The organism is Enterobacter sp. 03-F-07-AD-ECC (genome assembly GCF_047530935.1).
In the GTDB taxonomy this organism is placed as follows: Bacteria; Pseudomonadota; Gammaproteobacteria; order Enterobacterales; family Enterobacteriaceae; genus Enterobacter; species Enterobacter cloacae.
Genome location: NZ_JBLKBZ010000001.1, coordinates 299,835 through 323,392, shown reverse-complemented (window position 1 = coordinate 323,392; position 23,558 = coordinate 299,835). Strand labels below are relative to the sequence as shown.

Sequence of the window (23,558 nt, the reverse complement as noted above, 5' to 3'; positions counted from 1 at the left end):
GATGAGGGCGATTTTAAATCAATTTACTTAAAATGAATTGAGAATGTACTTAAGATTAATCTTATGATCATGCTCACAAAAACGAGGCATTCGGGTTAATCCCGAAGGATTACCCCTGCCCGTATTTCTCTAAAAGTGCTTCGGCAATGGCCAGCGTTTCCACATCTGCCACGCCGTTCCACAGCTGCGGCCTGAAGTGCATCTGGAAGACCATAATGATGCGCTTCTGCTGAGCGGGGGTGCTGTTGTCGGGAACCTCGTAACCGTAACGCGCGAGCAAATCGAGTAACGCTGCGGTCTCCACGGCCTGATACCGTGGCCGCCCGTTCATATAGAACACCACCCGGGACGCGTCGGGCCAGGCGCCAATCCCCTGCTCTGCAAGCTCGCGCCACGGGAACAGCGGGCCGGGATCGTCCTTGCGCTGAGGCGCGATATCCGCATGGGCCACCACGTTCTCGGGTTTAATGTGATAGCGGGCGATAATGTCTTTTGCGAGCGGCACCAGGGCCGCAATTTGCGCGGGTTCGAATGGCGAAAAGTGTTTTACCTCGGCCGTTTTTTGCCAGCCGCGATTCTCAAGCTCAATGCCAACCGACGTATCATTAATACGGTTGGTGCCGCGCCAGAAGCTGATACCCGCATGCCAGGCCAGTTCGTTCTCGGGAACCAGCTGCCAGATGCGCGGTTTACCGTCCGGTGCGGGCGGCTTTGCCGGGATCAAATAGTGGGAGCTGACGTTCTTGTCCGTCAGCGTGGCCAGCGAACTGTCAAAGTCATCCGCCGTATAGTGGATAACCAGCACCTTGATGCGCGGATAGGCCGCCTGCGCCTGGTGGCGGGTATCCAGTTCATAGGCGCCTTTATCCACAATGCCTTTTTCCGTGGCGCACCCTGCCAGCAACAGCGCCAGCAGGAGTGTTGAAAACGCGCGTTTCATCGACGGGTTTTCACCGCCGTACCGCTTACGCTCACCATCAGCATGCTGGCATCTTTACCGACGGTTTCGTAGTCGATATCAATCCCCACAACCGCATCCGCCCCCAGTGCTTTGGCCTGTTCGCCCAGCTCCTTAAAGGCGATTTCCCGGGCTTTACGCAGCTCTTTTTCATAAGCGCCAGAGCGACCGCCGACGATATCGCGGATACCGGCAAAGAAATCGCGAAAAATGTTGGCCCCCAGAATGGCTTCGCCCGTGACCACACCGCAATACTCGGTAATCGGCTGCCCTTCCAGGGTTGGCGTTGTTGAAAACTGCATGGTTTCTCTCCTTCTTTAGCGTTCAATGCCTTAGCCCATAACTTCACCAGCATTATCGGTTCGTTACGCTATGATTGAAAGGATAGTTAATAAATAAGGAAATCAACATGCGCTACTCTGCTTTAACGCTTTTGGTGCCCTGCGCGCTGGTGCTCAGCGCGTGTACCACCACGGTCACGCCAGCCTTTAAGGATATCGGTACCCGCAGCGGCCCCTGTATAGAGGGCGGCCCGGATACCGTGGCGCAACAGTTCTATGATTATCGCATTCAACACCGCAGCAACGATCTCACCGGCCTGCGTCCGTATCTGAGCGATGGGCTGGCAAAACTGCTGAACGATGCCACGCGCGATCCGCAGCACAACGCGCTGCTGAAATCCGATCCATTCTCCAGTCGCACGACGTTGCCGGACAGCGCCGAAGTGGCCAGCGCCTCGACCATCCCGAACACCGATGCGCGTAACATCCCCCTGCGCGTGAAGCTGACCCAGGGCACCCAAACCTGGCAGGATGAAGTGCTGATGATCCGCGAAGGCCAGTGCTGGGCGGTGGATGACGTACGCTATATCGGCGGGAGCGTTCATGCCCCGGCAGGCACGCTGCGCCAGTCGATTGAGAATCGCTAAACCCACTGTTTCAGAATTGTAAACCCCGAAAAATGTGCGGCATTTCATGCGGAATGCCGACATTTATACTCGCCGACCTTGGGCTTCGCTATTTTGTGCTATGTTTAAGGGGTATTACGGGTTATATTTAACTTTTAACGCAGAAATATTGCATAACTATTCTGTCAACGGTACTATCTGCGGCCTCAATTGCTATAGATTGCCTGGATGAGTAAAGACTGCCCCGATGAGTATTAAACTAAACGGCATTAACTGCTTCTACGGCGCACACCAGGCGCTGTTCGACATCACGCTGGAGTGCCCGGAAGGCGAAACGCTGGTTTTGCTTGGTCCAAGTGGCGCGGGTAAAAGTTCTCTTTTGCGTGTCCTTAATCTGCTTGAAATGCCCCGTTCAGGAACGCTGGCTATCGCCGGTAACCACTTTGATTTTGCGAAAACGCCGTCCGATAAAGCGATTCGTGAACTGCGTCAAAACGTTGGCATGGTCTTCCAGCAATACAACCTCTGGCCGCACCTGACCGTCCTGCAAAACCTGATTGAAGCGCCCTGTCGCGTTCTCGGTTTGAGCAAGGATCAGGCCATGGCGCGTGCTGAAAAGCTGCTGGAGCGTCTGCGCCTTAAGCCCTACAGCGATCGTTATCCGCTGCACCTCTCCGGGGGTCAGCAACAGCGTGTGGCGATTGCCCGTGCGCTGATGATGGAGCCAGCGGTACTGCTGTTTGATGAGCCGACCGCCGCGCTGGACCCGGAAATCACCGCCCAGATCGTGAGCATCATTCGTGAACTGGCGGAAACCAACATTACTCAGGTCATCGTCACCCATGAAGTGGAAGTGGCGCGTAAAACCGCCAGCCGTGTGGTCTACATGGAAAACGGGTATATCGTTGAGCAAGGTGATGCGAGTTGCTTTATCAACCCGCAAACCGATGCCTTCAAAAACTACTTATCTCACTGAGAGTGCCAGGGAAAATGATAATGAAAAAAGTATTGATTGCCGCGCTGCTCGCTAGCGTCAGCCTTTCCGCTACCGCAGCCCAGACCATCCGTTTCGCCACCGAAGCGTCCTATCCTCCGTTTGAATCTATCGACGCCAACAACAAGATTGTGGGCTTCGATGTCGATCTGGCTAACGCGCTGTGTAAAGAGATCGACGCGACCTGTACCTTCAGCAACCAGGCGTTTGACAGCCTGATCCCAAGCCTGAAGTTCCGCCGTATCGACGCCGTGATGGCCGGTATGGACATCACCCCAGAGCGTGAAAAGCATGTGCTGTTCACCACGCCGTACTATGACAACTCCGCCCTGTTTATTGGTCAGAAAGGGAAATTTACCTCTGTTGACCAGCTGAAAGGCAAAAAAGTGGGCGTACAGAACGGCACCACGCACCAGAAATTCATCATGGATAAACATCCGGAAATCACCACCGTGCCTTACGACAGCTACCAGAACGCGAAGCTGGATCTGCAGAACGGCCGTATCGATGGCGTGTTTGGTGACACCGCGGTAGTAACCGAATGGCTGAAAGCCAACGATAAACTCGCGCCAGTGGGCGACAAAGTGACCGACAAGGACTACTTCGGCACAGGTCTGGGGATTGCCGTTCGTCAGGGCAACACTGAGCTGCAGCAGAAATTCAACGCTGCGCTGGAAAAAGTGAAGAAAGACGGCACCTACGAAACCATCTATAAAAAATGGTTCCAGAAGTAATTCCTGATGAATGAAATTCTTCCTTTAGCAAGCGCCGCCGGGATGACCGTCGGCCTTGCCGTTTGCGCACTGATTATCGGCCTGGTGCTGGCGATGTTCTTTGCGGTATGGGAATCTGCAAAGTGGTTCCCTGTCGCCTGGACTGGCTCCGCGCTGGTCACCGTGCTGCGTGGGCTACCGGAGATTCTGGTGGTCCTGTTTATCTATTTCGGTTCCTCACAGCTGCTGCTCACGCTGTCGGACGGCTTTACCCTCAATCTTGGCGTCGTGCAGATCCCGGTGCAGATGCAGATTGAAAACTTCGACGTCAGCCCGTTCCTCTGTGGCGTCATTGCCCTTTCCCTGCTCTATTCTGCGTACGCGTCGCAAACCCTGCGCGGTGCGCTGAAAGCGGTACCGCAAGGACAATGGGAATCTGGCCAGGCGCTGGGAATGTCGAAAGCGGCGATCTTCTTCCGTCTGGTGATGCCGCAGATGTGGCGTCATGCCCTGCCAGGTTTAGGGAACCAGTGGCTGGTGCTGCTGAAAGATACGGCGCTGGTGAGCCTGATAAGCGTTAACGATTTAATGTTGCAGACCAAAAGCATCGCTACCCGCACCCAGGAGCCGTTTACCTGGTACATTGTGGCGGCGGCTATCTACCTGGTGATCACGTTGCTGAGTCAGTACATCCTTAAGCGTATTGACCTGCGTGCGACGCGCTTTGAACGGAGACCAGGCTGATGCTGGACTATTTACCCGAGCTGATGAAAGGGCTGCACACCAGCCTGACGTTGACCGTGGCGTCCATCATCGTGGCGCTGATCCTGGCGCTGATCTTTACCATCATCCTGACGCTGAAAACGCCGGTGCTGGTGTGGATTGTGCGCGGCTATATCACCCTCTTTACCGGTACGCCGCTGCTGGTGCAGATCTTCCTGATTTACTACGGCCCGGGCCAGTTCCCGTCGCTACAGGAGTATCCGGTTATCTGGCATCTGCTCTCTGAGCCGTGGCTGTGTGCCCTGATCGCCCTTTCACTGAACAGCGCTGCCTACACCACTCAGCTGTTCTACGGAGCGATCCGCGCCATTCCGGAAGGACAATGGCAGTCCTGCGGCGCGCTCGGCATGAGCAAAAAAGATACGCTGGCCATTTTGCTGCCGTACGCCTTTAAGCGTGCCCTCTCCTCTTACTCCAACGAAGTGGTGCTGGTGTTCAAGAGTACCTCGCTGGCCTACACCATCACCCTGATGGAAGTGATGGGCCACGGGCAACTGCTCTATGGACGCACCTACGATGTGATGGTGTTTGGCGCGGCAGGCGTGGTGTATCTGGTGATTAACGGACTGTTGACGCTGATGATGCGCCTGATCGAGCGTAAAGCGCTGGCATTTGAGCGCAGAAATTAATCACGCAAATGCATAAAACGGTATTGATAAAGCGGGTAACCTGATGGGTTATCCGCTTTTTTTTATTCCGCAATAAATATTTAATCATTTATATTGAATATAAATTCAATAAATGGCATTGTGCTTTCATAAGACCTACAGACGGGAGTATTACAATGAAAAAGTTAGTTCTGGCCGCATTACTGGCAACGTTTGCCGCAGGCGCAACGGCTGCCGATAAAATTAATTTCGGCGTTTCTGCCACGTATCCACCATTTGAATCGCTGGATGCCAGCAACCAGATCGTGGGTTTTGATATCGATCTGGCAAAAGCGCTGTGCAAACAGATGCAGGCCGACTGCACCTTTACCAACCATGCTTTTGACAGCCTGATCCCGTCCCTGAAATTTAAAAAATACGACGCGGTGATCTCCGGTATGGACATCACGCCAGAGCGTAGCAAGCAGGTGGCCTTCACCGACCCGTACTACGCCAACTCGGCGGTGGTCATCGCGAAGAAAGGGGCTTATAAATCCTTTGATGAGCTGAAAGGCAAACGCATCGGGATGGAAAACGGCACCACGCACCAGAAATACCTCCAGGACAAACATCCTGAAGTGAAAACCGTGGCGTATGACAGCTATCAGAACGCGATTATCGACCTGAAAAATGGCCGTATCGATGGCGTATTTGGTGACACCGCGGTCGTAAACGAATGGCTGAAAACCAACCCGCAGCTCGGTACGGCAACCGAAAAAGTGACCGATCCGCAGTACTTCGGTACGGGTCTGGGCATTGCGGTGCGTCCGGATAACAAAGCGTTGCTGGCAAAACTGAACGGCGCGCTGAAGGCGATTAAAGCTGACGGTACGTATCAGAAAATCAGCGACCAGTGGTTCCCGCAGTAACTTTTTTTGCCGGGTGACGGCTTCGCCTTACCCGGCCTACGGGGGGAGTTGTAGGCCGGGTAAGCGCAGCGCCACCCGGCACTCTCTCACAACGGCACGAAGAACCTGAATCGCGCCCCGCTCACCGACTCCATCAGCCTGATCCCTCCCCCGTGTAGTTCCAGCATCCGTTTGACAATCAACAGCCCTAACCCACCGCGATTCTCCCGCGTTGCCTGCGGATTCAACGCTGAAGGCCGCTGGAACAGATCGTCGCGCAGCGCGGCATCCACACCGGTTCCTGAATCGGCCACCTCAACCTGTAGCTTTTCATTCTCCTGCCATACGGCGAGACGGATCTTGCCGCCGGTGGGGGTATGGCGGATGGCGTTATCCAGCAGATTGGTCACCACGCGCTCTATCATTGAGACATCGGCATACACCAGCGGCAGCGGCCCGGGAACGTCTATCTGGAGCTGAAGCTCGCGCGTGCGCGCCGTGAGCTCAAACTTTTGCGCCACGTCGGAAATAAGCTCTCCCATCGCAAAACGCTCGCGCTGGGGCTTGATGCCGCCGTGCTCAAGACGCGCAAGCTCAAACAACTGCTGTGACAGGTGACGCACCTTTTGCCCCTGACGCAACGCCGTGGCGAGGTATTGCTGATGCTCCTGCGGCGTCAGGGTGGCGGATTTCAGCGACAGCGTTTCCAGATAGCCCAGCAGCGAGGTCAGCGGCGTGCGTAAGTCGTGGGAAATATTGGCGATAAACTCCCGGCGCTGGCGGTCGCTGTCGGCCAGCTGATCCCACTGCTGAGTGATTTTGCGTGCCAGCTCGATAAAACTGTTACGCAGGAGCGCCACTTCATCTTTTGCTGTCGCATCCGGCTGTTGGACCGCCAGCGCGCGTATCGCGCTCATGCTGTCATGCTCCAGCCCGGCCACTTCACGCGTCAATCGTTTAACCGGACGCGTGACCCAGTACCAGATCAGTAAGCCCGCCAGCAGGCCAAACAGCGCCACCCACAGCATTGACCAGAGCACCGTACTCCACAGCGCCTTGTGCCAGGCCATGTCCGCCAGCGCGTTCGACTCCTCGCCCTGTAAAATAATATACAGATAGCCTTTAAGCTCGCCGTCCTGACGTAACGGCGTCGCGCTGAACACTTTCTTGTTCTGGCTACGCGGATCGTCGCCAAAAACCGGCATGGCCGCACCGCTGAGGAACTCCTGTACCGGCGCGAGATTGATGCTTTGTCGCTGAATATGGCCAGGCGGGGCGGCATCGGCCAGAATATCGCCATCCGGGGAGACGACGTACAGTTCCACGCTCGGGTTGAAGGTCATCAGCCTGTCAAAGAGCGGTTTCAGCGCGGTACGGTCGACCCTGCCCTGGGCGTTCAGAATGGGTTCGCGCTGCACGATCTGTTGCGCCAGGCCGCCAGAGAGACGCTGAACCATGGCGTTACCATACTGCATGCTGCTGTAGAGCTGGACGGCGCAGGCGACGGCGGCACAGAGCATCATCAATAAAATGAACAGCAGCGTCAGGCGCTGGCTCAGGCTAAAGCGGCGCATCATGGTGCGGCTCCGCAAATTTATAGCCTTTTCCCCACACGGTGCGAATGATCTCCGGCTCGGCAGCGTCTTTTTCAATCTTGATGCGCAGGCGGTTGATATGGGTGTTAACGGTATGCTCGTAACCTTCGTGCTGATAGCCCCACACCTGCTCCAGCAGCGCCAGACGCGAGAAGACCTCGCCAGGATGGCGGGCAAAGAAGTACAGCAGTTCAAACTCGCGCGGGGTGAGATCCACTATCTGGCCGTGAAGCAGCACGCTGCGGGCCAGCGGGTCGATCGTCAGGCCATGCGCCTGAATATTCCCGGCACTCTGCGCCTGCCCCATCGCCTGCTGGCGGCGGAACAGCGCCTTAATGCGCGCAATCAGCTCCTGCACCGAGAACGGTTTTGCCAGATAATCATCCGCGCCGGTTTCCAGGCCGGTGATCCGATCGGTTTCGCTGCTGCGGGCGCTGATAATGATCACCGGCAGGTAGCGGGTCATCTGGCGAATACGACGGCAAATCTCCAGGCCGTCGACGTTGGGGAGCATGAGATCGAGGATCACCGCGTCCCACGGCTGTTTTTCAAGGCACTGTAACGCGTTGCCGCCGTCGGGCTCGTGGGTGATGATGTAGCCTTCATCTTCTAAATTGAGTCGCAGAAGTGCCGCGATATCGTGGTCATCTTCCACCAGCAGGATCTGCTTCATGGGTAAGCCTTATTTCATCTCTTATGACGTAAGCTTACCTGATTTCGCAGGGTTGAAGAGTTCACATTTTGTTGAAGATTTTGCGGATGTCATGCCGGGTGGCGGCTACGCCTTACCCGGGATGCGGGTTAACAACGTCAACACTTCATAATGCGCGGTATGCGGGAACATATCGAAAAGCTGAACGCGTTCAACGCGGTAGCCCGGCAGGTGAGCGATATCTGTCGCCATGGTACGGGCGTTGCAACTGGAGTAGATAATGTAATCCGGCGCCATCTGGCTCAGATAGTCGCACAGCGCCTTGCCAATGCCCCGGCGCGGCGGGTTGACCAGCACCAGCTCCGGTACGTTGCCCTGGCCGGTCGCGAACTGCGTGGAGTCCAGCGCCTGGAAGTGCAGATTGGTTAATCCGAGCTCAGCGGCAGACTGTTTCGCACAGGCAATCGCTTCGGCGGCGATCTCAATCCCGGTCAGCTGCATCTCAGGCGTGGCGCAATGCAGACCAAAGCCCCCGACACCGCAGAACAGATCCCACATATGATGGATGTTTAACGCCCTTACCCAGTCGCGGGCGGTGGCATATAACGCACTCGCCACCGTCGGGTTGGTCTGGAAGAAACTTTGCGGACGGATCCACAGCGGCACGTTGTTGAACGTTTCCGCCAGCGCATGCTGCCCGGAGAAGAAGATCTCTGTCTCCCCCTCCATAATCGCCATATGAACCGGCTGAATATTGGCGGTAATGACCTTCAGCTGCGGAAGTTGCTCCTGCAGCCACGGCAGCGCCGCGCGCAGTTGTTCCAGCTTGGCTTGCGAGCGCAGCACGAAACGCAGCATCATACCGCCGTCCATCTGGCTCTCGGTCAGGAGGAGATATTTCAGCTCGCCGCGCTTACGGGCAACGTTATAAGGTGTTAACCCCGCACGGGCAATAAATGGTTTGAGCGCCGCGAAGACCGGCTCAAACGAGGCAGGATAAAGCGGGCAGCCGGTGAGATCTTCCGGCGTACCGTCGCGATGCAGCATGCCCAGCAGCGGTTTTTCTACGCTGCCGCTGACCACCATTTTGGCTTTATTACGAAAACCCTGCTCCGGGCCGCTGACGGGGGCGCACCACTCGCCCACCGCATGTTCAGCCAGCAGCTGTTGCAGGTCGGCCATTTTGGCGGTGAGTTGTTGAGAGACCGGCTGTTCTATCCACTGACAGGAGCGGCAGCGTCCGGCGTCATAGAGTGCGCACTGCATAGGAAAACCTTAAGAATAACGAGGGCTGCGATTATACACATTATTGCAGGCGGAAGAACCGCCGGCTTGAAGCTGGAGCAAAGAGCAGCAGGAGCACCAGCATATCGGGTAATTTCTGCATGACCAGCGCATGGAAGATCTCACGTTTGGATCCACCGGCAATGCTGAACAGCTCCGGATAGCCATAGCCCAGCGAGGCGGCCCACAGATAGCTGGCGGCGGTCACCTGCGTCAGCAGATAGACCCAGCGCGCCCAGTTGCGCCCTTTAACCAGCGAAAACGCGCAGTAGATTTCGATAAACACCAGCACAAGGCTGCTGAGGAATACCAGCGTGAGGTTCCAGGTTTGCACGCTGCGGTGAATGAACTCACCGATGCCGCGCGCCCCCAGGGTGTTGAGGATCATCAGTACATCAAGACAGCGGATCATAATAATAGCGAGCGCCGCCACCTGCACCAGCGCAGGTACGTTTGGACGAGCGTGCGTAAGACGTGATTTTTTTAATAATCCCAATGTTTTACTTCCCTGAAAAACAGTGCCGCGTCATGCGCGGCACATCACTGGAAATAATAATTCCTTCAGCCGCGTCTTGCACGCTGGATATCGCGCACGCGCTGCTTTTCCGCGCGCGCCATCAAATACCAGGCGATAAATCCGACAATTCCGACCACGCCGAGGATTATCGACGCCAGGGCGTTGATCTCCGGGTTCACCCCCATGCGCACGCTGGAGAAGACCAGCATTGGCAGCGTCGTCGCCCCTGGCCCGGAAACAAAGCTGGCGATCACCAGATCGTCGAGCGACAGGGTAAAGGCCAGCAGCCAGCCGGAGATCACCGCAGGCATAATCATCGGCAGCGTGATGATGAAAAAGACCTTCACCGGCGTGGCACCGAGATCCATCGCCGCCTCTTCAATGGAGCGATCCAGCTCGCGCAGACGCGAGGAGATGACCACCGCCACGTACGCGGTACAGAAGGTCACATGCGCCAGCCAGATGGTGAGCATGCCGCGATCCGCCGGCCAGCCAATGGCATGCGCCAGCGCCACAAACAGCAGCAGCAGCGACAGGCCGGTGATCACGTCCGGCATCACCAGCGGCGCGGTGATCATAAAGGCAAAGCCGTTCGAGCCGCGAAAACGCCCGAAGCGCACCATCACCAGCGCGGCGATGGTGCCCAGCACCGCGGCCATCGTGGCCGCCAGCGCCGCGATGGTCAGGCTCAGCCCCACCGCGCTCATCATCGCATCGTCGTGAAACAGTTCGCTGTACCAGCGCGTCGACCAGCCAGCCCATACGGTGACCAGTTTGGAGCTGTTGAACGAGTAGATCACCAGCATCAGCATCGGCGCATACAGGAAGGTAAAGCCGATCACCAGGATCGCAATTCGCCACGGAGAGCGCACTACCGGTAAGTTGTTCATCCGTGGTCTCCCATCTGTTTCTGCTGATGCTTGTGGAACCACATGATCGGCACGATCAGCAGCAGCAACATCACGATCGCCACTGCGGAGGCTACCGGCCAGTCGCGGTTATTGAAGAACTCCTGCCACAACACGCGGCCAATCATGATGCTGTCCGGGCCGCCGAGCAGTTCCGGGATCACAAACTCCCCAACCGCCGGAATGAACACCAGCATCGACCCGGCGATAACCCCGCCTTTGGTCAGCGGCACAATCACGCTGAAGAAAGTCTTCAGCGGACGGGCGCCCAGATCCAGCGAGGCTTCCACCAGCGAGTAGTCGATACGCGTCAGCGCCGTATAGATCGGCAGCACCATAAACGGCAGGTAGGCATATACAATCCCGACATAGACCGCGAGATTGGTGTGCAGAATAGTCAGCGGCTGATCGATAACCCCTAACCACATCAGGAAGTTATTCAGCACCCCGTTATTTTTCAGGATCCCCATCCACGCGTAGACGCGGATCAGGAACGAGGTCCACGACGGCAGGATCACCAGCAGCAGCAGAATATTGCGCGTCGAGGGCTTACTGTGCGCCACCGCCCATGCCAGCGGGTAGCCCATCAGCAGACAGCAGAGCGTGGAGATGGCCGCCACCTGCAGCGACTGCAGGTAGGCTTCGACATAAAGCGGATCTTCCGTCAGCTGCAGGAAGTTGCCAAGGTTAAGCGTCAGCGTCAGCTGGCCGTCTGCCCAGTCCAGCAGATTGGTGTAAGGCGGGATCGCCCGCGCCATTTCCGCCAGGCTTATCTTGAAAACGATCAGGAACGGCAGCATGAACAGCAGGATCAGCCACACGTAAGGCATGGCAATCACCAGCTTGCGGCCGTGGTTCATCTGCATGCGCGCCAGCCAGTTCGCAAAGCCGCCCGGTTTTTCGACGCGGGCTGGCGGTTCAAGTGTACTCATTGGCCGCTCCTTATACCGTCAGCACGACACAACTGTCCGCATCCCAGCACAGACGCACTTCGTCGCCCCAGGTCGGCAGTCCTTTACGGTAGCGATGTTCGTTTTGCAGCTGGGCGCTGAGCATCTGCCCGCTCTTCAGACGGACGTGGTAGATAGAGAGATCGCCCAGATAGGCAATGTGCACCACTTCGCCCACGGCAAAGTTAAAGCCATCGGCCGGAGGATCTTCACAGAGCATGATTTTCTCCGGTCGCAGGGCGATATAGACCGGCACGTTGTCTACCACGGAGTTATCCGGGTCGACCTTCAGCGGATGCTGCAGCCCCGGCGATTCGATGATCAGCCCGTCTTCTTCACGCGCTTTCAGCAGCCCTTCAAAAACATTCACCGAGCCGATGAACTCCGCGCTGTATCGGGTAGTCGGGTGTTCATAAATCTCTTCCGGCTCGCCAATCTGCACGAACTTACCGCGGTTCATGATCGCGATACGCCCGGCCATGGTCATGGCCTCTTCCTGGTCGTGGGTGACCATCACGCAGGTCACGCCTACGCGTTCGAGGATATCCACCACTTCGAGCTGCATACGGTCGCGCAGTTTTTTATCCAGAGCACCCATCGGCTCATCAAGCAGCAGCAGTTTCGGGCGTTTCGCCAGGCTTCGGGCCAGTGCCACGCGCTGACGCTGACCACCAGAAAGCTGGTGCGGTTTACGCTTCGCAAACTCCTGCATGTGCACCAGACTCAGCATCTCCGCCACACGCGCGGTGATTTCGGCTTTTGGCAGCTTGTCCTGCTTCAGGCCAAACGCGATGTTCTGCTCCACCGTCATATGCGGGAACAGTGCGTAAGACTGGAACATCATGTTAATCGGACGCTGATACGGCGGTACGCTGGAGAGATCCACGCCATCCAGCACAATCTGCCCGGCGGTAGGTTGTTCAAACCCGGCCAGCATGCGCAGCAAGGTTGATTTACCGCAACCAGACGCCCCGAGAAGGGCAAATATTTCGCCTTTGTAGATAGTCAGGCTGACGTCGTCCACGGCATGCTGGCCATCGAAAGATTTGGTGAGGTTACGAATTTCAAGTAGCGGGGTCAGCGCTTTACGGACTTTCGCCTGCGGGCGGGGGATCGCGTCATTCACGGGGTGTTCTCCGGCATAGATCAAAACTGGTGCAAACGCACCGTCAGGGTGCGCATCGCCGGGCGGCGCGAACGCTTGCCCGGCCTACGGGTTGTGTCGGCCCGGTAAGCGATAGCGCCACCGGGCAACGTTACCAAACGCCGTTATTTCCCGCTTTTCACCTTGGTCCACGCACGGGTACGTACGCGGTCAATTTTTGGATCCTGTACTTTCAGGGTGAAGAGCTTGGCAAACACATCCGCTGGCGGATAGATAGCCGGATTATTACGGATCTCTTCGCTAATCAGTGGCAAGGAGGCCTTGTTACCGTTGGCGTAGTAGACATGGTCGCTGATATGAGCAATCACTTCCGGACGCATCAGGTAGTTTAGGAACTGATACGCTTCATCTTTGTTTTTCGCATCGGCAGGCATGGCGAAGACATCAAAGAAGGCCAGCGCCCCCTCTTTCGGAATGAAGTAGGAGACATTCACGCCGTTTTTCGCCTCTTTCGCGCGGTTAGCCGCCTGCCAGACGTCCCCTGCCCAGCCAATTGCCACGCAGATATCGCCGTTAGCCAGGTCGTTAATGTACTGTGAAGAGTGGAAGTAACGGATATTCGGACGCAGCTTCAGCAGCAGATCGGTCGCCGGGCCGGTGTAATCATCCGCCTTGTTGCTGTTCGGATCTTTGCCAAGATAGTTCAGCACGGTAGCGAAAATCTCTTCCGGGGCATCCAGGAAGGAGACGCCGCAGCTTTTCAGCTTCGCGAGGTTCTCCGGCTTCAGCACCACGTCCCAGCTGTCCAGCTTGACGTCCGGGCCCAGCGCCGCTTTGACTTTATCCACGTTGTAGCCAATACCGGTGGTCGCCCACAGATACGGCATGGCGTATTTGTTCTCCGGGTCATGCTTAGAGACCAGCTTCAGCACTTCCGGGTCGAGGTTTTTCCAGTTTGGTAACTTGCTCTTGTCCAGCGGCTGGAAAACGCCTGCGGTCAGTTGACGCTCCAGGAAACTTGCGGACGGTACCACCAGGTCAAAACCGGTGCTGCCTGCCATCAGTTTGCCTTCCAGCACTTCGTTGGAATCAAACACGTCGTAGACCACTTTAATGCCGGTCTCTTTTTCAAAATTAGCCACCGTGTCCGGGGCAATATAGTCAGACCAGTTATAAACATGCAGCGTTTTTTGTTCCGCAGCGAGCGTGCCGGCAGAGACGGCCATCAGAGCACCCGCAACCAGACCCGATAACCATTTTTTATTCAAGGCGATCATAGTGTTATTCCTTCTGAAAGCTCGTTAACAAACGAACTAAAACTGTGCAATCTGGATATATGCAAAAATCATGCATAGTTTGTCGCTCTGCTCAAAATAAAAAGAAACCTCTTTACCCGGCAGGATCCGCTCGCTTTTTTAAGCATCGCAAGAATAACTGTAGCCCGTGTCTCCGGCTATAGCCCAGACGAAAAAACGCCTTTTATCAATTTTTTATGCAGGTTATGTCTACGTGATAAGCCGAAATGGCCTTTGAGGAGGTGAAAAATTCTTTAAAGAAAGGTTAAAAGCAGCAGAATAAATGGCGTTATGCAGCCGCTCTGGCAGCGACTGCGCAAAAGTCAGACAGGCTTAGTGAAGAAAATTGGGAGATGCATCATTATTCTCTGCATCGTCTTCCGCGCTGTACAGCAGATGGTGTGCATTGGCTTCCATCATAACCATTGAAATTTGCTCTTCACTCAAACGCATAAACCAGGCGAACTGCTTGAAGGAGAGCCCCGCGCCGGAGAACAAAGACTGGCAAACGACCAGTTTTGGCAGATTATCATCCTGTATATCGAGGAATGCTTTCACCGTCAAAGAACTGGCGTTGATCGCAGAGAGGTCAGAGGCCAGCGCCAGCAGCGCAGACGGCTTAACTTCTGCCAGCGCAGAGAAGAGGATCACGTCGTTAATGAGATCGATTTTGGCATCAAAAATGCCGTCGAAATTCTGCATGTGAGGCAGATGCAGCGCCTGGCAGGAATCACATTCAAAGAAGGTGATACCGGCATCATCAAGCCATTGACGTAACGTATCCAGTGTTGGAACGACCTGTAAATCCATCGCGGTGGAGCCTCTTTAGTAAAAACTTCGCATAGGGTACTCAAAAAGTGCGCGGTAATCCATTTAACCACCCGTTTTAAGACAGTAGCCCGGCGTGGCATGACGCTCAATCCATGCAATCATTTTACCTGCAATATCGACACCGGTGGTTTTTTCTACCCCTTCCAGCCCGGGCGAGGCATTCACTTCCATCACCAGCGGCCCGCGCGTTGCGCGCAGAAGGTCTACGCCTGCCACGTCTAGCCCCAGCGTTTGCGCCGCTTTCACGGCAATCTCCCGCTCGCGCTCACTGATATCAGCAACCCGTGCAACGCCGCCCCGGTGGAGGTTGGAGCGAAAATCGCCCTCTTTCGCCTGACGCTCAATGGCCGCCACCACCTCATTGCCCACCACGAAACAGCGGATATCGCGCCCTTTGGCCTCTTCGATGTACTCCTGCACCAGAATGTGCGCATTCAGGCCGCGGAAGGCGTCAATCACGCTCTCTGCTGCCTGTCGCGTCTCTGCCAGCACCACGCCAATACCCTGTGTGCCTTCCACCAGCTTGATGACCAGCGGCGCACCGCCCACCATGTCGATCAGATCGCTGGTGTCGTCCGGGGAGTGAGCGATGCCGGTGACCGGAAGATCGATACCCTGGCGGGCGAGCAGCTGCAGCGAGCGCAGCTTATCCCGGGCGCGGGAAATGGCGACAGATTCGTTGAGAGGATAGCTGCCCAGCATTTCAAACTGGCGCAGCGCGGCCGTACCGTAATAGGTGATCTGCGAGCCGATGCGGGGGATCACCGCATCAAAATGCGGTAGCTTGCGGCCTTTGTAATGGATCGAGGAAGCAGCAGGGTCAATGTTCATATAGCAGGACATCGGATCGAGGATCTCAATCTGATGTCCGCGTTTTGCCGCCGCTTCTCGCAGGCGTTTGCATGAATAGAGCGTTCCATCCCGGGACAAAATGGCAATTTTCACCCTGCACCTCTCTAAAGACATGGGAAAAGCCTGCGTATCATACCGAATGGGCTAGCGCGTCGCCCAGCCCTGTTTGTGCAGATAATCGAGAATAAACGGACGATTTTCTTTAATGATGGTACGGCGGATGTGGTCGCTCCAGGTATCGCGGCGGTTATTGCTGCCGCGCGTCATGTAGTAGTGCGCCAGCTCCTCGTCATACTGCGCCAGCACGTCGTTGTCGACCGGCTGGTAGTGGTTTTCATGGACCAGCATCGCCGCAGGCAGGCGCGGCTTGAGATCCGGGTTGTCAGCCGGCCAGCCGAGGCAGAGACCGAACAGGGGCAGGACGTGCTTCGGCAGCTTCAGCAGTTCGGTTACGCTTTCAATATTGTTACGCAGCCCGCCGATATACACGCCGCCTAATCCCAGCGATTCCGCCGCCGTAAAGGCGTTTTGCGCCATCAGTGCGGTATCGACCACGCCCAGCAGCAGCTGTTCTGCCAGCCCCAGCTCGGCTTCAGGGCAAATTTGCAGGTGACGGTTAAAGTCAGCGCAGAATACCCAGAACTCGGCGGCCTGGGCTACATGCTTCTGCCCGCCCGTGAGCGTCACCAGCTGCTCGCGCATGGCCTTGTCGGTAATACGAATAATCGAGCTGCACTGCAGAAAGCTGGAGCTCGAGGTGGCTCTGGCGCTGTCGATGATGGCCTCACGCTGCGCCTCGGTAATGGGCTCATCGGTGAAGTGGCGGATAGAACGGTGGGAACGGAGCAGGTCAATAGTTGGTGTCATCGTCTCTCTCTTTGTCTTGCTTAATACGTGTGGCAGCCAGTATAGGCAATGATGCGCGGCATGTAATTGGCGAAACATAGCTCAAGGGTATTAAAGCGACAGGCGAAACCTACTTTAATGACGGCAGGTTATCGTGCACTATACGTGTCATTCGCCGTCAGGCTTGTTTTTTGAGGAGAGAGAAATGTTTGCAGTAATTTTTGGTCGTCCAGGATGCCCTTACTGTGTGCGCGCAAAAGAGCTGGCAGAAAAACTGACTGAAGAGCGTGATGACTTTAACTTCCGCTATGTGGATATCCACGCAGAAGGCATCACCAAAGCCGATCTGGAAAAAACCGTAGGTAAACCGGTTGAAACCGTACCGCAGATCTTCCTCGATCAGAAACACATTGGCGGCTGCACCGATTTTGAAGCTTACGCTAAAGAACATCTGGGTCTGTTTGCCGCTCAGTAATCACTAAGCAAACCCCGCGTCCTGACGTGGGGTTTTATCTATTTGCCAGTGCATAGCAGCCAGCCGATAACCTTTGGTTATGGCAACTGGATAAACGCGCGTGCACTACGTGAAACCAGGTTTTCTTGTTTCACACCTGAGATTTAATGCGCTGATAAAATTGCATTTTTACTTCCCCTCATAAAAATGAACCATGTGATTCATCATCGGTTTGCTTTCCTTTCTTTTACGAATATCCCCACACGTAATGAACCATTTGATTCACGGGTTAGCCTGTTTTCATGCGTTTTGCCCGGCGGCGCTACGCTTGCACGGGCCTACGATAAATAATGCAATTGATTGATATTAATGCCGATTGTAGGCCGGGTAAGCGTAGCGCCACCCGGCAACCCACCTCAACCTGTTACGCAGACAACTAAGAAATAAATCTATAAAAATCAATATATTAAAAATTTCTCATTTTCTCTGGCGAAGCCGGGCGATCTGATTATACTTTCTGAACGAACTCAAAATGCTGTATATATATACAGCTAAATTGTGTTCCGGGCAGGTCGTTGCCTGACGCTGGGCAACGTCCGTTATGCAGGTTACCCCGTGGAGATACACCATGAACCCTGTCATGAATACTTATCTCGCCGCCCCTAAAGCCGCTATCACACACTTCGACTCCTCTCAATCTGACTCGCTGCCGTTTCCGGTTCCGTCGGGTGAAAGTACAGTGCATGCGTCGTTACCGCTCACGCCTGCTCTGCCGCAGGCGGTCAATGGTCCCATTAACATCATGACCCTCGCCTCCCCCTCACCCGATTATATGTGGGGAGTTACCTGGACCGGCATTACCTATATCAGTACCAGCGGTAATGCCTTTACACCAGTAGCACGCCTGCCCGTTCCGGGACTGACTCAGTTTCCCATAGACCTGCTGGTGACACTGCTCACCCAACCTCTGGATTCACCTGGCGTGATCGAAGGGATCACTTCTCAACTCTCACCGGTTACCCCTTCCGGGGGAATTAACAGTGCCTATTGCCTTGTGGATAACACCAATACCTTGTTCGCTAACTACGGCACAAAAGTCTATGCCGTTGGGTTGAATGTTCCTGATTTACCGTTATTGGGGATAGGCATTAAACGCACGCTGGATACCTCGGCATTTATTCCGGAAGGACAGGCCATCACAGGTCTCGTGTTGACCTATGACGGGAATCTGGTTGTGCTGGGCACGCGGTCCATTTCGGTCGTTTCGCGCACCTTCTCTGGCCCGGTGCATACCCTGACGCTGGGAGCCGATGAGTACGTTTCAAACTCGGCGGCGGTAGATGAACACGGCGGTATTTATGTCGTCTCGGATAAGCTGATGCATAAAGTCGTTTGGACAGGCAGCACGCTCTCTGCCGATCCGGCCGATGGCGCATGGGTAAGTTCTTATCCCACCGGTGATACCTACCCGACCATCTTCGGCTCGGGTTCAGGGGCTACGCCGACATTAATGGGGTTCGGCAGCGATGCCGATAAGCTGGTGGTAATCACCGACGGTAAGAAGCGAATGAGTCTGGTGGCTTTCTGGCGCGATGCGATCCCAACCGGGTTCAGCGAGCGCATTGCGGGGATCATCCCGGTAACCTGCGGTCTGCCGCTGAGCACTGAATACATCCAGAGCGATCAGTCCGTGGCGATTCAGGACTACGGTGCCTTTGTGGTCAATAATGTGGGCGCAGGCACCGGTACGGGAGTCGCCCTTACCGACGCGCTGGCGCGCGGCCCGATCCTTGATTCCCCTCAGGGCGTTGAGCGCTTTGCCTAGGATCCCGTCAGTCACAGCTGGAGCTCAACCTGGAGCCGGGCTGATATCTGCTCCAACACCATGATCCCGGCCATCAGTTCTGCGAGTAATACGGTTTATACCAGCGGTTACTATCGCAATAATGGCGGATGGAAGGTGGTAGGTATGGACTGGAATACCGGGCAAACCGTGCACAGTACCGTATTTAACGACAATATCTGCGGCAACGGCATATACGCACAAATGGAGTTTATGCCGGATGGCGATCTCCTGATGAATAGCATCCTGGGGCCAATGAGGGTGCAATTGCCCGGCGGAACAGTGCTGCCGTTATGAGGACGCAATGAGGGCGCAACGGCGTCCTCATTCTTTTTTATTATGTAACCGTTGATGCCGTATCAGAGTGCGAAGAAACAGGAAAAACAGCGCACCGAGCGCGCACCAGAATACGCCACTCAGCAGCCAGGCCAGCTCCTGCCAGAGGCTTCGCGTGGACACAAAAAGCAACCGCATCAGCACCAGACACAGCGGTGCCGCCAGCATTGCCCCTAACAGCGGCTTAACAACCTCGCCCTCGCGAGAGAGAAAACTCGCGGCCACGCCAGGCAGAATGAAAAAGAGCAGTCCCAGTTCCGGATGCCCGGAGGCTCTGAATGCCCCCTTAACATTAAACGCTAATGACATACAGACAACGGTGAACAGTAAGAAACAGCTTATCGCCCCTGCCCATTTTCCTTGAATGTTCAAATTATCCTCCTGACTTCTCTATCAAATAAAGTTTCGTCGCGTGGACACCCGATCGGATAAAGTTATGCGGCAATCCTTGCCAAAACCCGCATACGGTTATGCGATAATGAGTAGCCGTTGGTAGCTAATGCGATTAAACTATCCAGCTGCTATTGTCTTAGGGAATTTTTTTGGCCGCAGGGAGTGTAGAAGTATTCCCTGGCACTGAAAACAGTAGCCCAAAATGTCCTTTCATTCAACAACTTACTGGTAAACAAGAAGTTAGCCTCCGTGAATATAAACGTCGCAGACTTGTTAAATGGGAATTACATCCTGTTATTATTTGTGGTACTGGCGCTGGGCCTTTGCCTGGGTAAATTGCGCCTGGGTTCAGTACAACTTGGTAATTCCATTGGCGTTTTAGTCGTCTCCTTATTATTAGGTCAGCAGCATTTCAGCATTAACACAGACGCGCTTAACTTAGGTTTTATGCTGTTTATTTTTTGTGTTGGTGTGGAAGCGGGTCCTAACTTTTTTTCCATTTTCTTCCGCGACGGCAAAAATTATCTGATGCTTGCGCTGGTGATGGTCGGCAGTGCGCTGCTGATCGCGTTAGGGCTGGGTAAACTGTTTGGCTGGGATATCGGCTTAACGGCCGGTATGCTGGCAGGCTCCATGACCTCGACGCCGGTTCTGGTGGGTGCAGGCGATACCCTGCGCCATTCCGGTATGGCCGGGGCACAGCTTTCTACCGCACTCGATCACCTGAGCCTGGGCTATGCCCTGACCTATCTGATTGGTCTGGTGAGCCTGATTGTAGGCGCACGCTATCTGCCGAAACTGCAGCATCAGGATCTGCAGACCAGCGCCCAGCAAATCGCCCGCGAGCGTGGTCTGGACACGGACTCCAAACGAAAAGTTTATCTTCCGGTGATCCGCGCCTACCGCGTCGGACCTGAGCTGGTCGCCTGGGCGGACGGTAAAAATCTGCGCGAACTGGGGATTTACCGCCAGACAGGTTGCTATATCGAACGTATCCGCCGTAACGGCATTCTGGCGAACCCGGACGGCGATGCGGTACTGCAGATGGGCGACGACATCGCGCTGGTGGGTTACCCGGATGCCCACGCGCGGCTGGACCCAAGCTTCCGTAACGGTAAAGAGGTATTCGACCGCGACCTGCTCGACATGCGTATCGTCACCGAAGAGATTGTGGTGAAAAACCACAACGCCGTCGGCCGTCGTCTGGCGCAGCTGAAGCTGACCGACCATGGTTGCTTCCTGAACCGCGTGATCCGCAGCCAGATTGAGATGCCTATCGACGATAATGTTGTCCTGAATAAAGGTGACGTATTGCAGGTCAGCGGCGACGCACGCCGCGTAAAAACCGTCGCCGACCGTATCGGCTTTATCTCCATTCACAGCCAGGTCACCGACCTGCTGGCCTTCTGCGCCTTCTTTATTGTTGGCCTGATGATTGGGATGATCACTTTCCAGTTCAGCAACTTTAGCTTTGGCATCGGTAACGCCGCCGGGCTGCTGTTTGCCGGGATTATGCTGGGCTTCCTGCGAGCGAACCACCCAACCTTCGGCTACATTCCGCAGGGCGCGCTGAACATGGTAAAAGAGTTCGGTCTGATGGTCTTTATGGCGGGTGTCGGCTTAAGCGCCGGTAGCGGCATTGGCCACAGCCTGGGCGCCGTCGGCTGGCAAATGTTAGTTTCCGGACTTATCGTCAGCCTGGTGCCGGTGGTGATCTGTTTCCTGTTCGGTGCCTATGTGCTGCGCATGAACCGCGCCCTGCTCTTCGGGGCAATGATGGGTGCGCGTACCTGTGCGCCAGCGATGGAAATCATCAGCGATACCGCCCGCAGCAACATCCCGGCGCTGGGTTATGCGGGCACCTACGCTATCGCTAACGTACTGCTTACGCTGGCAGGTACTCTCATCATCATCATCTGGCCTGGACTCGGATAACTCCTAAGTTTGCGCGTGGTTGAAAAAATTTTCGTTACGCGCAGAACTTTTTTATCAGGGGGCAGTCATAACTAGTGCCACTGCTTTTCTTTGATGTCCCCAATTTGTGGAGCCCATCAACCCCGCCGTTTTGGTTCAAGGTTGATGGGTTTTTTGTTGCCTGAAATTCTCTGCTCCATCATCCCCCTCTTCCCTCCCCCGCCTCAAACATATATGATTAAACAAATATGTATCAACTACCCGCAGGGTTCAACCATGCTCCACCCGCTCCAGCTTTTCAAAACCCTCTCCGACGAAACGCGGCTCTCCATCGTCATGCTTCTGCGTGAAGCCGGCGAGCTATGCGTCTGCGATCTCTGCTCCGCAACCACGGAGTCACAGCCGAAAGTCTCGCGCCATATGGCCTTACTTCGCGAATCCAGGCTGGTTATCGACCGTCGTGAGGGGAAGTGGGTCTATTACCGTTTGTCTCCAAACATGCCTGCGTGGGCAGCTAGCGTCATCGATAACAGTTGGAACTGTCTGCGGGATGAAACGCGCGCCAGGCTAAAGAATAGCCTTCCTGGGTCATGTTAAACATATTCATAAAAACAGATATAATGGAGTAAACGATGTTTCTGGCAGGGGTAATTTTTCTGTTTACGCTGGTACTGGTCATCTGGCAGCCCAAAGGGCTCAGTATCGGCTGGAGCGCGACGATTGGCGCCGTGCTGGCGCTGGCCAGCGGCGTGATCCACCTTAACGATATTCCGGTGGTGTGGAATATCGTCTGGAATGCCACGGCGACGTTTATCGCCGTTATTATCATCAGCCTGCTGCTGGATGAGTCCGGCTTTTTCGAGTGGGCGGCGCTGCATGTCGCCCGCTGGGGAAACGGTCGGGGGCGTTTGCTCTTTACTTATATCGTGCTGCTGGGGGCGGCCGTTGCGGCGCTGTTTGCCAATGACGGTGCAGCGTTGATCCTGACACCAATCGTCATCGCCATGCTGCTGGCGCTGGGGTTCAGCAAGCAGGCCACGCTGGCGTTTGTGATGGCGGCAGGTTTTATCGCCGATACCGCCAGCCTGCCGCTGATTGTCTCGAACCTGGTCAACATTGTGTCGGCAGACTTCTTTAAGCTGGGGTTCAGCGAATACGCCTCGGTGATGATCCCGGTTGATATCGCCGCGATTGCTGCCACGCTAGTGATGCTGCATCTGTTCTTTCGCAAGGAAATTCCACCGGAATATGATCTTGCGAAACTCCGGGAGCCCGCCCGGGCCATTCACGATCTCCCGACGTTCAGAACAGGCTGGATAGTGCTACTGCTTCTTCTCGTCGGCTTCTTTGTGCTTGAGCCTCTCGGCATTCCGGTCAGCGCCATTGCAACAGCTGGCGCGCTGATTTTATTCGCCGTTGCAAAACGCGGACACGCGATTAATACCGGAAAAGTGCTGCGCGGCGCACCGTGGCAGATCGTCATCTTCTCACTGGGGATGTATCTGGTGGTCTACGGTTTGCGTAACGCCGGGTTAACCGAATACCTTTCAGGCGTACTGAATGTGCTGTCCACCCACGGTTTATGGGTAACTACCCTCGGAACCGGGTTCATCACCGCCTTCCTGTCATCCATAATGAACAATATGCCCACGGTGCTGATTGGCGCGCTCTCTATTGATGGCAGCACGGCAACAGGATTGATTAAAGAAGCGATGATTTACGCCAATGTGATTGGCTGCGATCTGGGGCCAAAAATCACGCCTATCGGTAGTCTCGCCACCCTGCTCTGGCTCCACGTGCTGGCGCAAAAAAACATGACCATTACCTGGGGCTACTATTTCCGGACGGGCATCATCATGACGCTGCCGGTTCTGTTTGTGACGCTCGCCGCGCTGGCGTTACGTCTCTCCTTCACACTGTAATGAGCCACTGA

At 55.3% G+C, this 23,558-nt stretch carries 26 protein-coding genes; 12 read left to right on the top strand and 14 right to left on the bottom strand.

Features of this window, described 5'->3' with window-relative positions; genetic code table 11:
* Nucleotides 1–109 precede the first annotated feature (109 nt).
* Both ACMWKA_RS01575 and ACMWKA_RS01570 read right to left on the bottom strand, forming a co-directional pair.
* Entirely contained in the window at nt 110–940 is an 831-nt protein-coding gene (locus tag ACMWKA_RS01575) for an N-acetylmuramoyl-L-alanine amidase (protein ID WP_414759933.1), read from the bottom strand.
* The gene (locus ACMWKA_RS01570; protein ID WP_006174327.1) at nt 937–1,260 is read right to left on the bottom strand and encodes a heavy metal-binding domain-containing protein; all 324 of its coding nucleotides are present in this window, start codon (nt 1,258–1,260) and stop codon (nt 937–939) included. Before ACMWKA_RS01570 ends, ACMWKA_RS01575 begins: the two co-directional genes overlap by 4 nt.
* Before the next feature lie 107 nt (nt 1,261–1,367).
* Between ACMWKA_RS01570 and ACMWKA_RS01565 the strand changes: the two genes are divergently transcribed.
* The 6 genes from ACMWKA_RS01565 to artJ all read left to right on the top strand — a co-directional run bounded on the left by ACMWKA_RS01565 (nt 1,368) and on the right by artJ (nt 5,871).
* Complete coding sequence (locus ACMWKA_RS01565) at nt 1,368–1,886, top strand: lipoprotein (protein ID WP_013097359.1); 519 nt, start codon at nt 1,368–1,370, stop codon at nt 1,884–1,886.
* Between the two features lie 226 nt (nt 1,887–2,112).
* Complete coding sequence (gene artP, locus ACMWKA_RS01560) at nt 2,113–2,841, top strand: arginine ABC transporter ATP-binding protein ArtP (protein ID WP_045901386.1); 729 nt, start codon at nt 2,113–2,115, stop codon at nt 2,839–2,841.
* 20 nt (nt 2,842–2,861) lie between these two features.
* On the top strand, nt 2,862–3,593 hold the full coding sequence (artI, locus tag ACMWKA_RS01555; RefSeq protein ID WP_414759932.1) for an arginine ABC transporter substrate-binding protein ArtI: 732 nt from the start codon (nt 2,862–2,864) through the stop codon (nt 3,591–3,593).
* A gap of 6 nt (nt 3,594–3,599) precedes the next feature.
* Complete coding sequence (gene artQ, locus ACMWKA_RS01550) at nt 3,600–4,316, top strand: arginine ABC transporter permease ArtQ (protein ID WP_013097362.1); 717 nt, start codon at nt 3,600–3,602, stop codon at nt 4,314–4,316.
* A complete protein-coding gene (artM, locus tag ACMWKA_RS01545; protein ID WP_414759931.1) occupies nt 4,316–4,984 on the top strand; it encodes an arginine ABC transporter permease ArtM in 669 nt (222 codons plus the stop codon). The genes artQ and artM overlap by 1 nt, the downstream gene beginning before the upstream one ends.
* 155 nt (nt 4,985–5,139) lie before the next feature.
* The gene (artJ, locus tag ACMWKA_RS01540) at nt 5,140–5,871 is read left to right on the top strand and encodes an arginine ABC transporter substrate-binding protein ArtJ (RefSeq protein WP_013097364.1); all 732 of its coding nucleotides are present in this window, start codon (nt 5,140–5,142) and stop codon (nt 5,869–5,871) included.
* Nucleotides 5,872–5,957: 86 nt separating this feature from the next.
* Here artJ and ACMWKA_RS01535 read toward each other — a convergent pair whose 3' ends face one another.
* The 11 genes from ACMWKA_RS01535 to nfsA all read right to left on the bottom strand — a co-directional run bounded on the left by ACMWKA_RS01535 (nt 5,958) and on the right by nfsA (nt 16,706).
* Nucleotides 5,958–7,427: an ATP-binding protein gene (locus tag ACMWKA_RS01535; RefSeq protein ID WP_038419005.1), complete on the bottom strand. Its 1,470-nt coding sequence runs from the start codon at nt 7,425–7,427 to the stop codon at nt 5,958–5,960.
* Entirely contained in the window at nt 7,411–8,118 is a 708-nt protein-coding gene (locus ACMWKA_RS01530; protein WP_029883196.1) for a response regulator transcription factor, read from the bottom strand. The genes ACMWKA_RS01535 and ACMWKA_RS01530 overlap by 17 nt, the downstream gene beginning before the upstream one ends.
* Nucleotides 8,119–8,223: 105 nt before the next feature.
* Nucleotides 8,224–9,363, bottom strand: a complete 1,140-nt coding sequence (rlmC, locus tag ACMWKA_RS01525) for a 23S rRNA (uracil(747)-C(5))-methyltransferase RlmC (RefSeq protein WP_095427273.1) — start codon at nt 9,361–9,363, stop codon at nt 8,224–8,226.
* A gap of 40 nt (nt 9,364–9,403) precedes the next feature.
* The gene (locus tag ACMWKA_RS01520; RefSeq protein ID WP_020689898.1) at nt 9,404–9,877 is read right to left on the bottom strand and encodes a YbjO family protein; all 474 of its coding nucleotides are present in this window, start codon (nt 9,875–9,877) and stop codon (nt 9,404–9,406) included.
* Between the two features lie 65 nt (nt 9,878–9,942).
* Complete coding sequence (potI, locus tag ACMWKA_RS01515) at nt 9,943–10,788, bottom strand: putrescine ABC transporter permease PotI (protein WP_020689897.1); 846 nt, start codon at nt 10,786–10,788, stop codon at nt 9,943–9,945.
* The gene (potH, locus tag ACMWKA_RS01510; RefSeq protein ID WP_414759930.1) at nt 10,785–11,738 is read right to left on the bottom strand and encodes a putrescine ABC transporter permease PotH; all 954 of its coding nucleotides are present in this window, start codon (nt 11,736–11,738) and stop codon (nt 10,785–10,787) included. The genes potI and potH overlap by 4 nt, the downstream gene beginning before the upstream one ends.
* Nucleotides 11,739–11,748: 10 nt before the next feature.
* Nucleotides 11,749–12,882, bottom strand: coding sequence for a putrescine ABC transporter ATP-binding subunit PotG (gene potG / locus ACMWKA_RS01505; RefSeq protein ID WP_013097371.1), 1,134 nt, complete (start codon nt 12,880–12,882; stop codon nt 11,749–11,751).
* Between the two features lie 143 nt (nt 12,883–13,025).
* Nucleotides 13,026–14,138: a spermidine/putrescine ABC transporter substrate-binding protein PotF gene (gene potF, locus ACMWKA_RS01500; protein ID WP_013097372.1), complete on the bottom strand. Its 1,113-nt coding sequence runs from the start codon at nt 14,136–14,138 to the stop codon at nt 13,026–13,028.
* A gap of 351 nt (nt 14,139–14,489) precedes the next feature.
* Nucleotides 14,490–14,966 carry a YbjN domain-containing protein gene (locus tag ACMWKA_RS01495; protein WP_003858385.1) on the bottom strand — a complete coding sequence of 159 codons (477 nt, stop codon included), beginning with the start codon at nt 14,964–14,966 and terminating at the stop codon, nt 14,490–14,492.
* Between the two features lie 63 nt (nt 14,967–15,029).
* Nucleotides 15,030–15,932, bottom strand: coding sequence for a 30S ribosomal protein S6--L-glutamate ligase (gene rimK, locus ACMWKA_RS01490; RefSeq protein WP_013097373.1), 903 nt, complete (start codon nt 15,930–15,932; stop codon nt 15,030–15,032).
* Between the two features lie 51 nt (nt 15,933–15,983).
* A complete protein-coding gene (nfsA, locus tag ACMWKA_RS01485) occupies nt 15,984–16,706 on the bottom strand; it encodes a nitroreductase NfsA (RefSeq protein ID WP_020689894.1) in 723 nt (240 codons plus the stop codon).
* A gap of 184 nt (nt 16,707–16,890) precedes the next feature.
* On the opposite strand from nfsA, the gene ACMWKA_RS01480 reads away from it, so the two are divergent.
* The 3 genes from ACMWKA_RS01480 to ACMWKA_RS01470 all read left to right on the top strand — a co-directional run bounded on the left by ACMWKA_RS01480 (nt 16,891) and on the right by ACMWKA_RS01470 (nt 19,279).
* Nucleotides 16,891–17,160, top strand: a complete 270-nt coding sequence (locus ACMWKA_RS01480) for a GrxA family glutaredoxin (RefSeq protein WP_006809455.1) — start codon at nt 16,891–16,893, stop codon at nt 17,158–17,160.
* Nucleotides 17,161–17,767: 607 nt separating this feature from the next.
* Nucleotides 17,768–18,964, top strand: a complete 1,197-nt coding sequence (locus tag ACMWKA_RS01475) for a hypothetical protein (protein ID WP_414759929.1) — start codon at nt 17,768–17,770, stop codon at nt 18,962–18,964.
* A gap of 144 nt (nt 18,965–19,108) precedes the next feature.
* Nucleotides 19,109–19,279, top strand: coding sequence for a hypothetical protein (locus ACMWKA_RS01470; protein WP_156037802.1), 171 nt, complete (start codon nt 19,109–19,111; stop codon nt 19,277–19,279).
* 27 nt (nt 19,280–19,306) lie between these two features.
* Here the strand turns inward: ACMWKA_RS01470 and ACMWKA_RS01465 are convergent, their stop codons facing one another.
* On the bottom strand, nt 19,307–19,690 hold the full coding sequence (locus ACMWKA_RS01465) for an inner membrane protein YbjM (RefSeq protein ID WP_414759928.1): 384 nt from the start codon (nt 19,688–19,690) through the stop codon (nt 19,307–19,309).
* Nucleotides 19,691–19,960: 270 nt separating this feature from the next.
* Here ACMWKA_RS01465 and ACMWKA_RS01460 point away from each other — a divergent pair, with 270 nt between their 5' ends.
* From ACMWKA_RS01460 to ACMWKA_RS01450, 3 genes are all read left to right on the top strand, one after another.
* Nucleotides 19,961–21,646, top strand: coding sequence for an aspartate:alanine antiporter (locus tag ACMWKA_RS01460; protein WP_014169303.1), 1,686 nt, complete (start codon nt 19,961–19,963; stop codon nt 21,644–21,646).
* A 255-nt stretch (nt 21,647–21,901) separates the two neighbouring features.
* Nucleotides 21,902–22,222 (top strand): metalloregulator ArsR/SmtB family transcription factor, encoded by a 321-nt coding sequence (locus ACMWKA_RS01455; RefSeq protein WP_414759927.1) that lies wholly within the window; start codon nt 21,902–21,904, stop codon nt 22,220–22,222.
* A 35-nt stretch (nt 22,223–22,257) separates the two neighbouring features.
* Nucleotides 22,258–23,547 (top strand): arsenic transporter, encoded by a 1,290-nt coding sequence (locus tag ACMWKA_RS01450; RefSeq protein WP_414759926.1) that lies wholly within the window; start codon nt 22,258–22,260, stop codon nt 23,545–23,547.
* Nucleotides 23,548–23,558: the final 11 nt, after the last annotated feature.

Coding starts and splice junctions, on each gene's coding strand:
- ACMWKA_RS01470 (WP_156037802.1), top strand. CDS start 19,109: ATGGACTGGAATACCGGGCAAACCGTGCACAGTACCGTATTTAACGAC.
- potI (WP_020689897.1), bottom strand. CDS start 10,788: ATGAACAACTTACCGGTAGTGCGCTCTCCGTGGCGAATTGCGATCCTG.
- ACMWKA_RS01475 (WP_414759929.1), top strand. CDS start 17,768: ATGAACCCTGTCATGAATACTTATCTCGCCGCCCCTAAAGCCGCTATC.
- artI (WP_414759932.1), top strand. CDS start 2,862: ATGAAAAAAGTATTGATTGCCGCGCTGCTCGCTAGCGTCAGCCTTTCC.
- artM (WP_414759931.1), top strand. CDS start 4,316: ATGCTGGACTATTTACCCGAGCTGATGAAAGGGCTGCACACCAGCCTG.
- ACMWKA_RS01535 (WP_038419005.1), bottom strand. CDS start 7,427: ATGATGCGCCGCTTTAGCCTGAGCCAGCGCCTGACGCTGCTGTTCATT.
- ACMWKA_RS01495 (WP_003858385.1), bottom strand. CDS start 14,966: ATGGATTTACAGGTCGTTCCAACACTGGATACGTTACGTCAATGGCTT.
- ACMWKA_RS01480 (WP_006809455.1), top strand. CDS start 16,891: ATGTTTGCAGTAATTTTTGGTCGTCCAGGATGCCCTTACTGTGTGCGC.
- ACMWKA_RS01455 (WP_414759927.1), top strand. CDS start 21,902: ATGCTCCACCCGCTCCAGCTTTTCAAAACCCTCTCCGACGAAACGCGG.
- potF (WP_013097372.1), bottom strand. CDS start 14,138: ATGATCGCCTTGAATAAAAAATGGTTATCGGGTCTGGTTGCGGGTGCT.
- ACMWKA_RS01565 (WP_013097359.1), top strand. CDS start 1,368: ATGCGCTACTCTGCTTTAACGCTTTTGGTGCCCTGCGCGCTGGTGCTC.
- artJ (WP_013097364.1), top strand. CDS start 5,140: ATGAAAAAGTTAGTTCTGGCCGCATTACTGGCAACGTTTGCCGCAGGC.
- ACMWKA_RS01570 (WP_006174327.1), bottom strand. CDS start 1,260: ATGCAGTTTTCAACAACGCCAACCCTGGAAGGGCAGCCGATTACCGAG.
- rlmC (WP_095427273.1), bottom strand. CDS start 9,363: ATGCAGTGCGCACTCTATGACGCCGGACGCTGCCGCTCCTGTCAGTGG.
- ACMWKA_RS01450 (WP_414759926.1), top strand. CDS start 22,258: ATGTTTCTGGCAGGGGTAATTTTTCTGTTTACGCTGGTACTGGTCATC.
- nfsA (WP_020689894.1), bottom strand. CDS start 16,706: ATGACACCAACTATTGACCTGCTCCGTTCCCACCGTTCTATCCGCCAC.
- ACMWKA_RS01530 (WP_029883196.1), bottom strand. CDS start 8,118: ATGAAGCAGATCCTGCTGGTGGAAGATGACCACGATATCGCGGCACTT.
- artP (WP_045901386.1), top strand. CDS start 2,113: ATGAGTATTAAACTAAACGGCATTAACTGCTTCTACGGCGCACACCAG.
- artQ (WP_013097362.1), top strand. CDS start 3,600: ATGAATGAAATTCTTCCTTTAGCAAGCGCCGCCGGGATGACCGTCGGC.
- potH (WP_414759930.1), bottom strand. CDS start 11,738: ATGAGTACACTTGAACCGCCAGCCCGCGTCGAAAAACCGGGCGGCTTT.
- ACMWKA_RS01575 (WP_414759933.1), bottom strand. CDS start 940: ATGAAACGCGCGTTTTCAACACTCCTGCTGGCGCTGTTGCTGGCAGGG.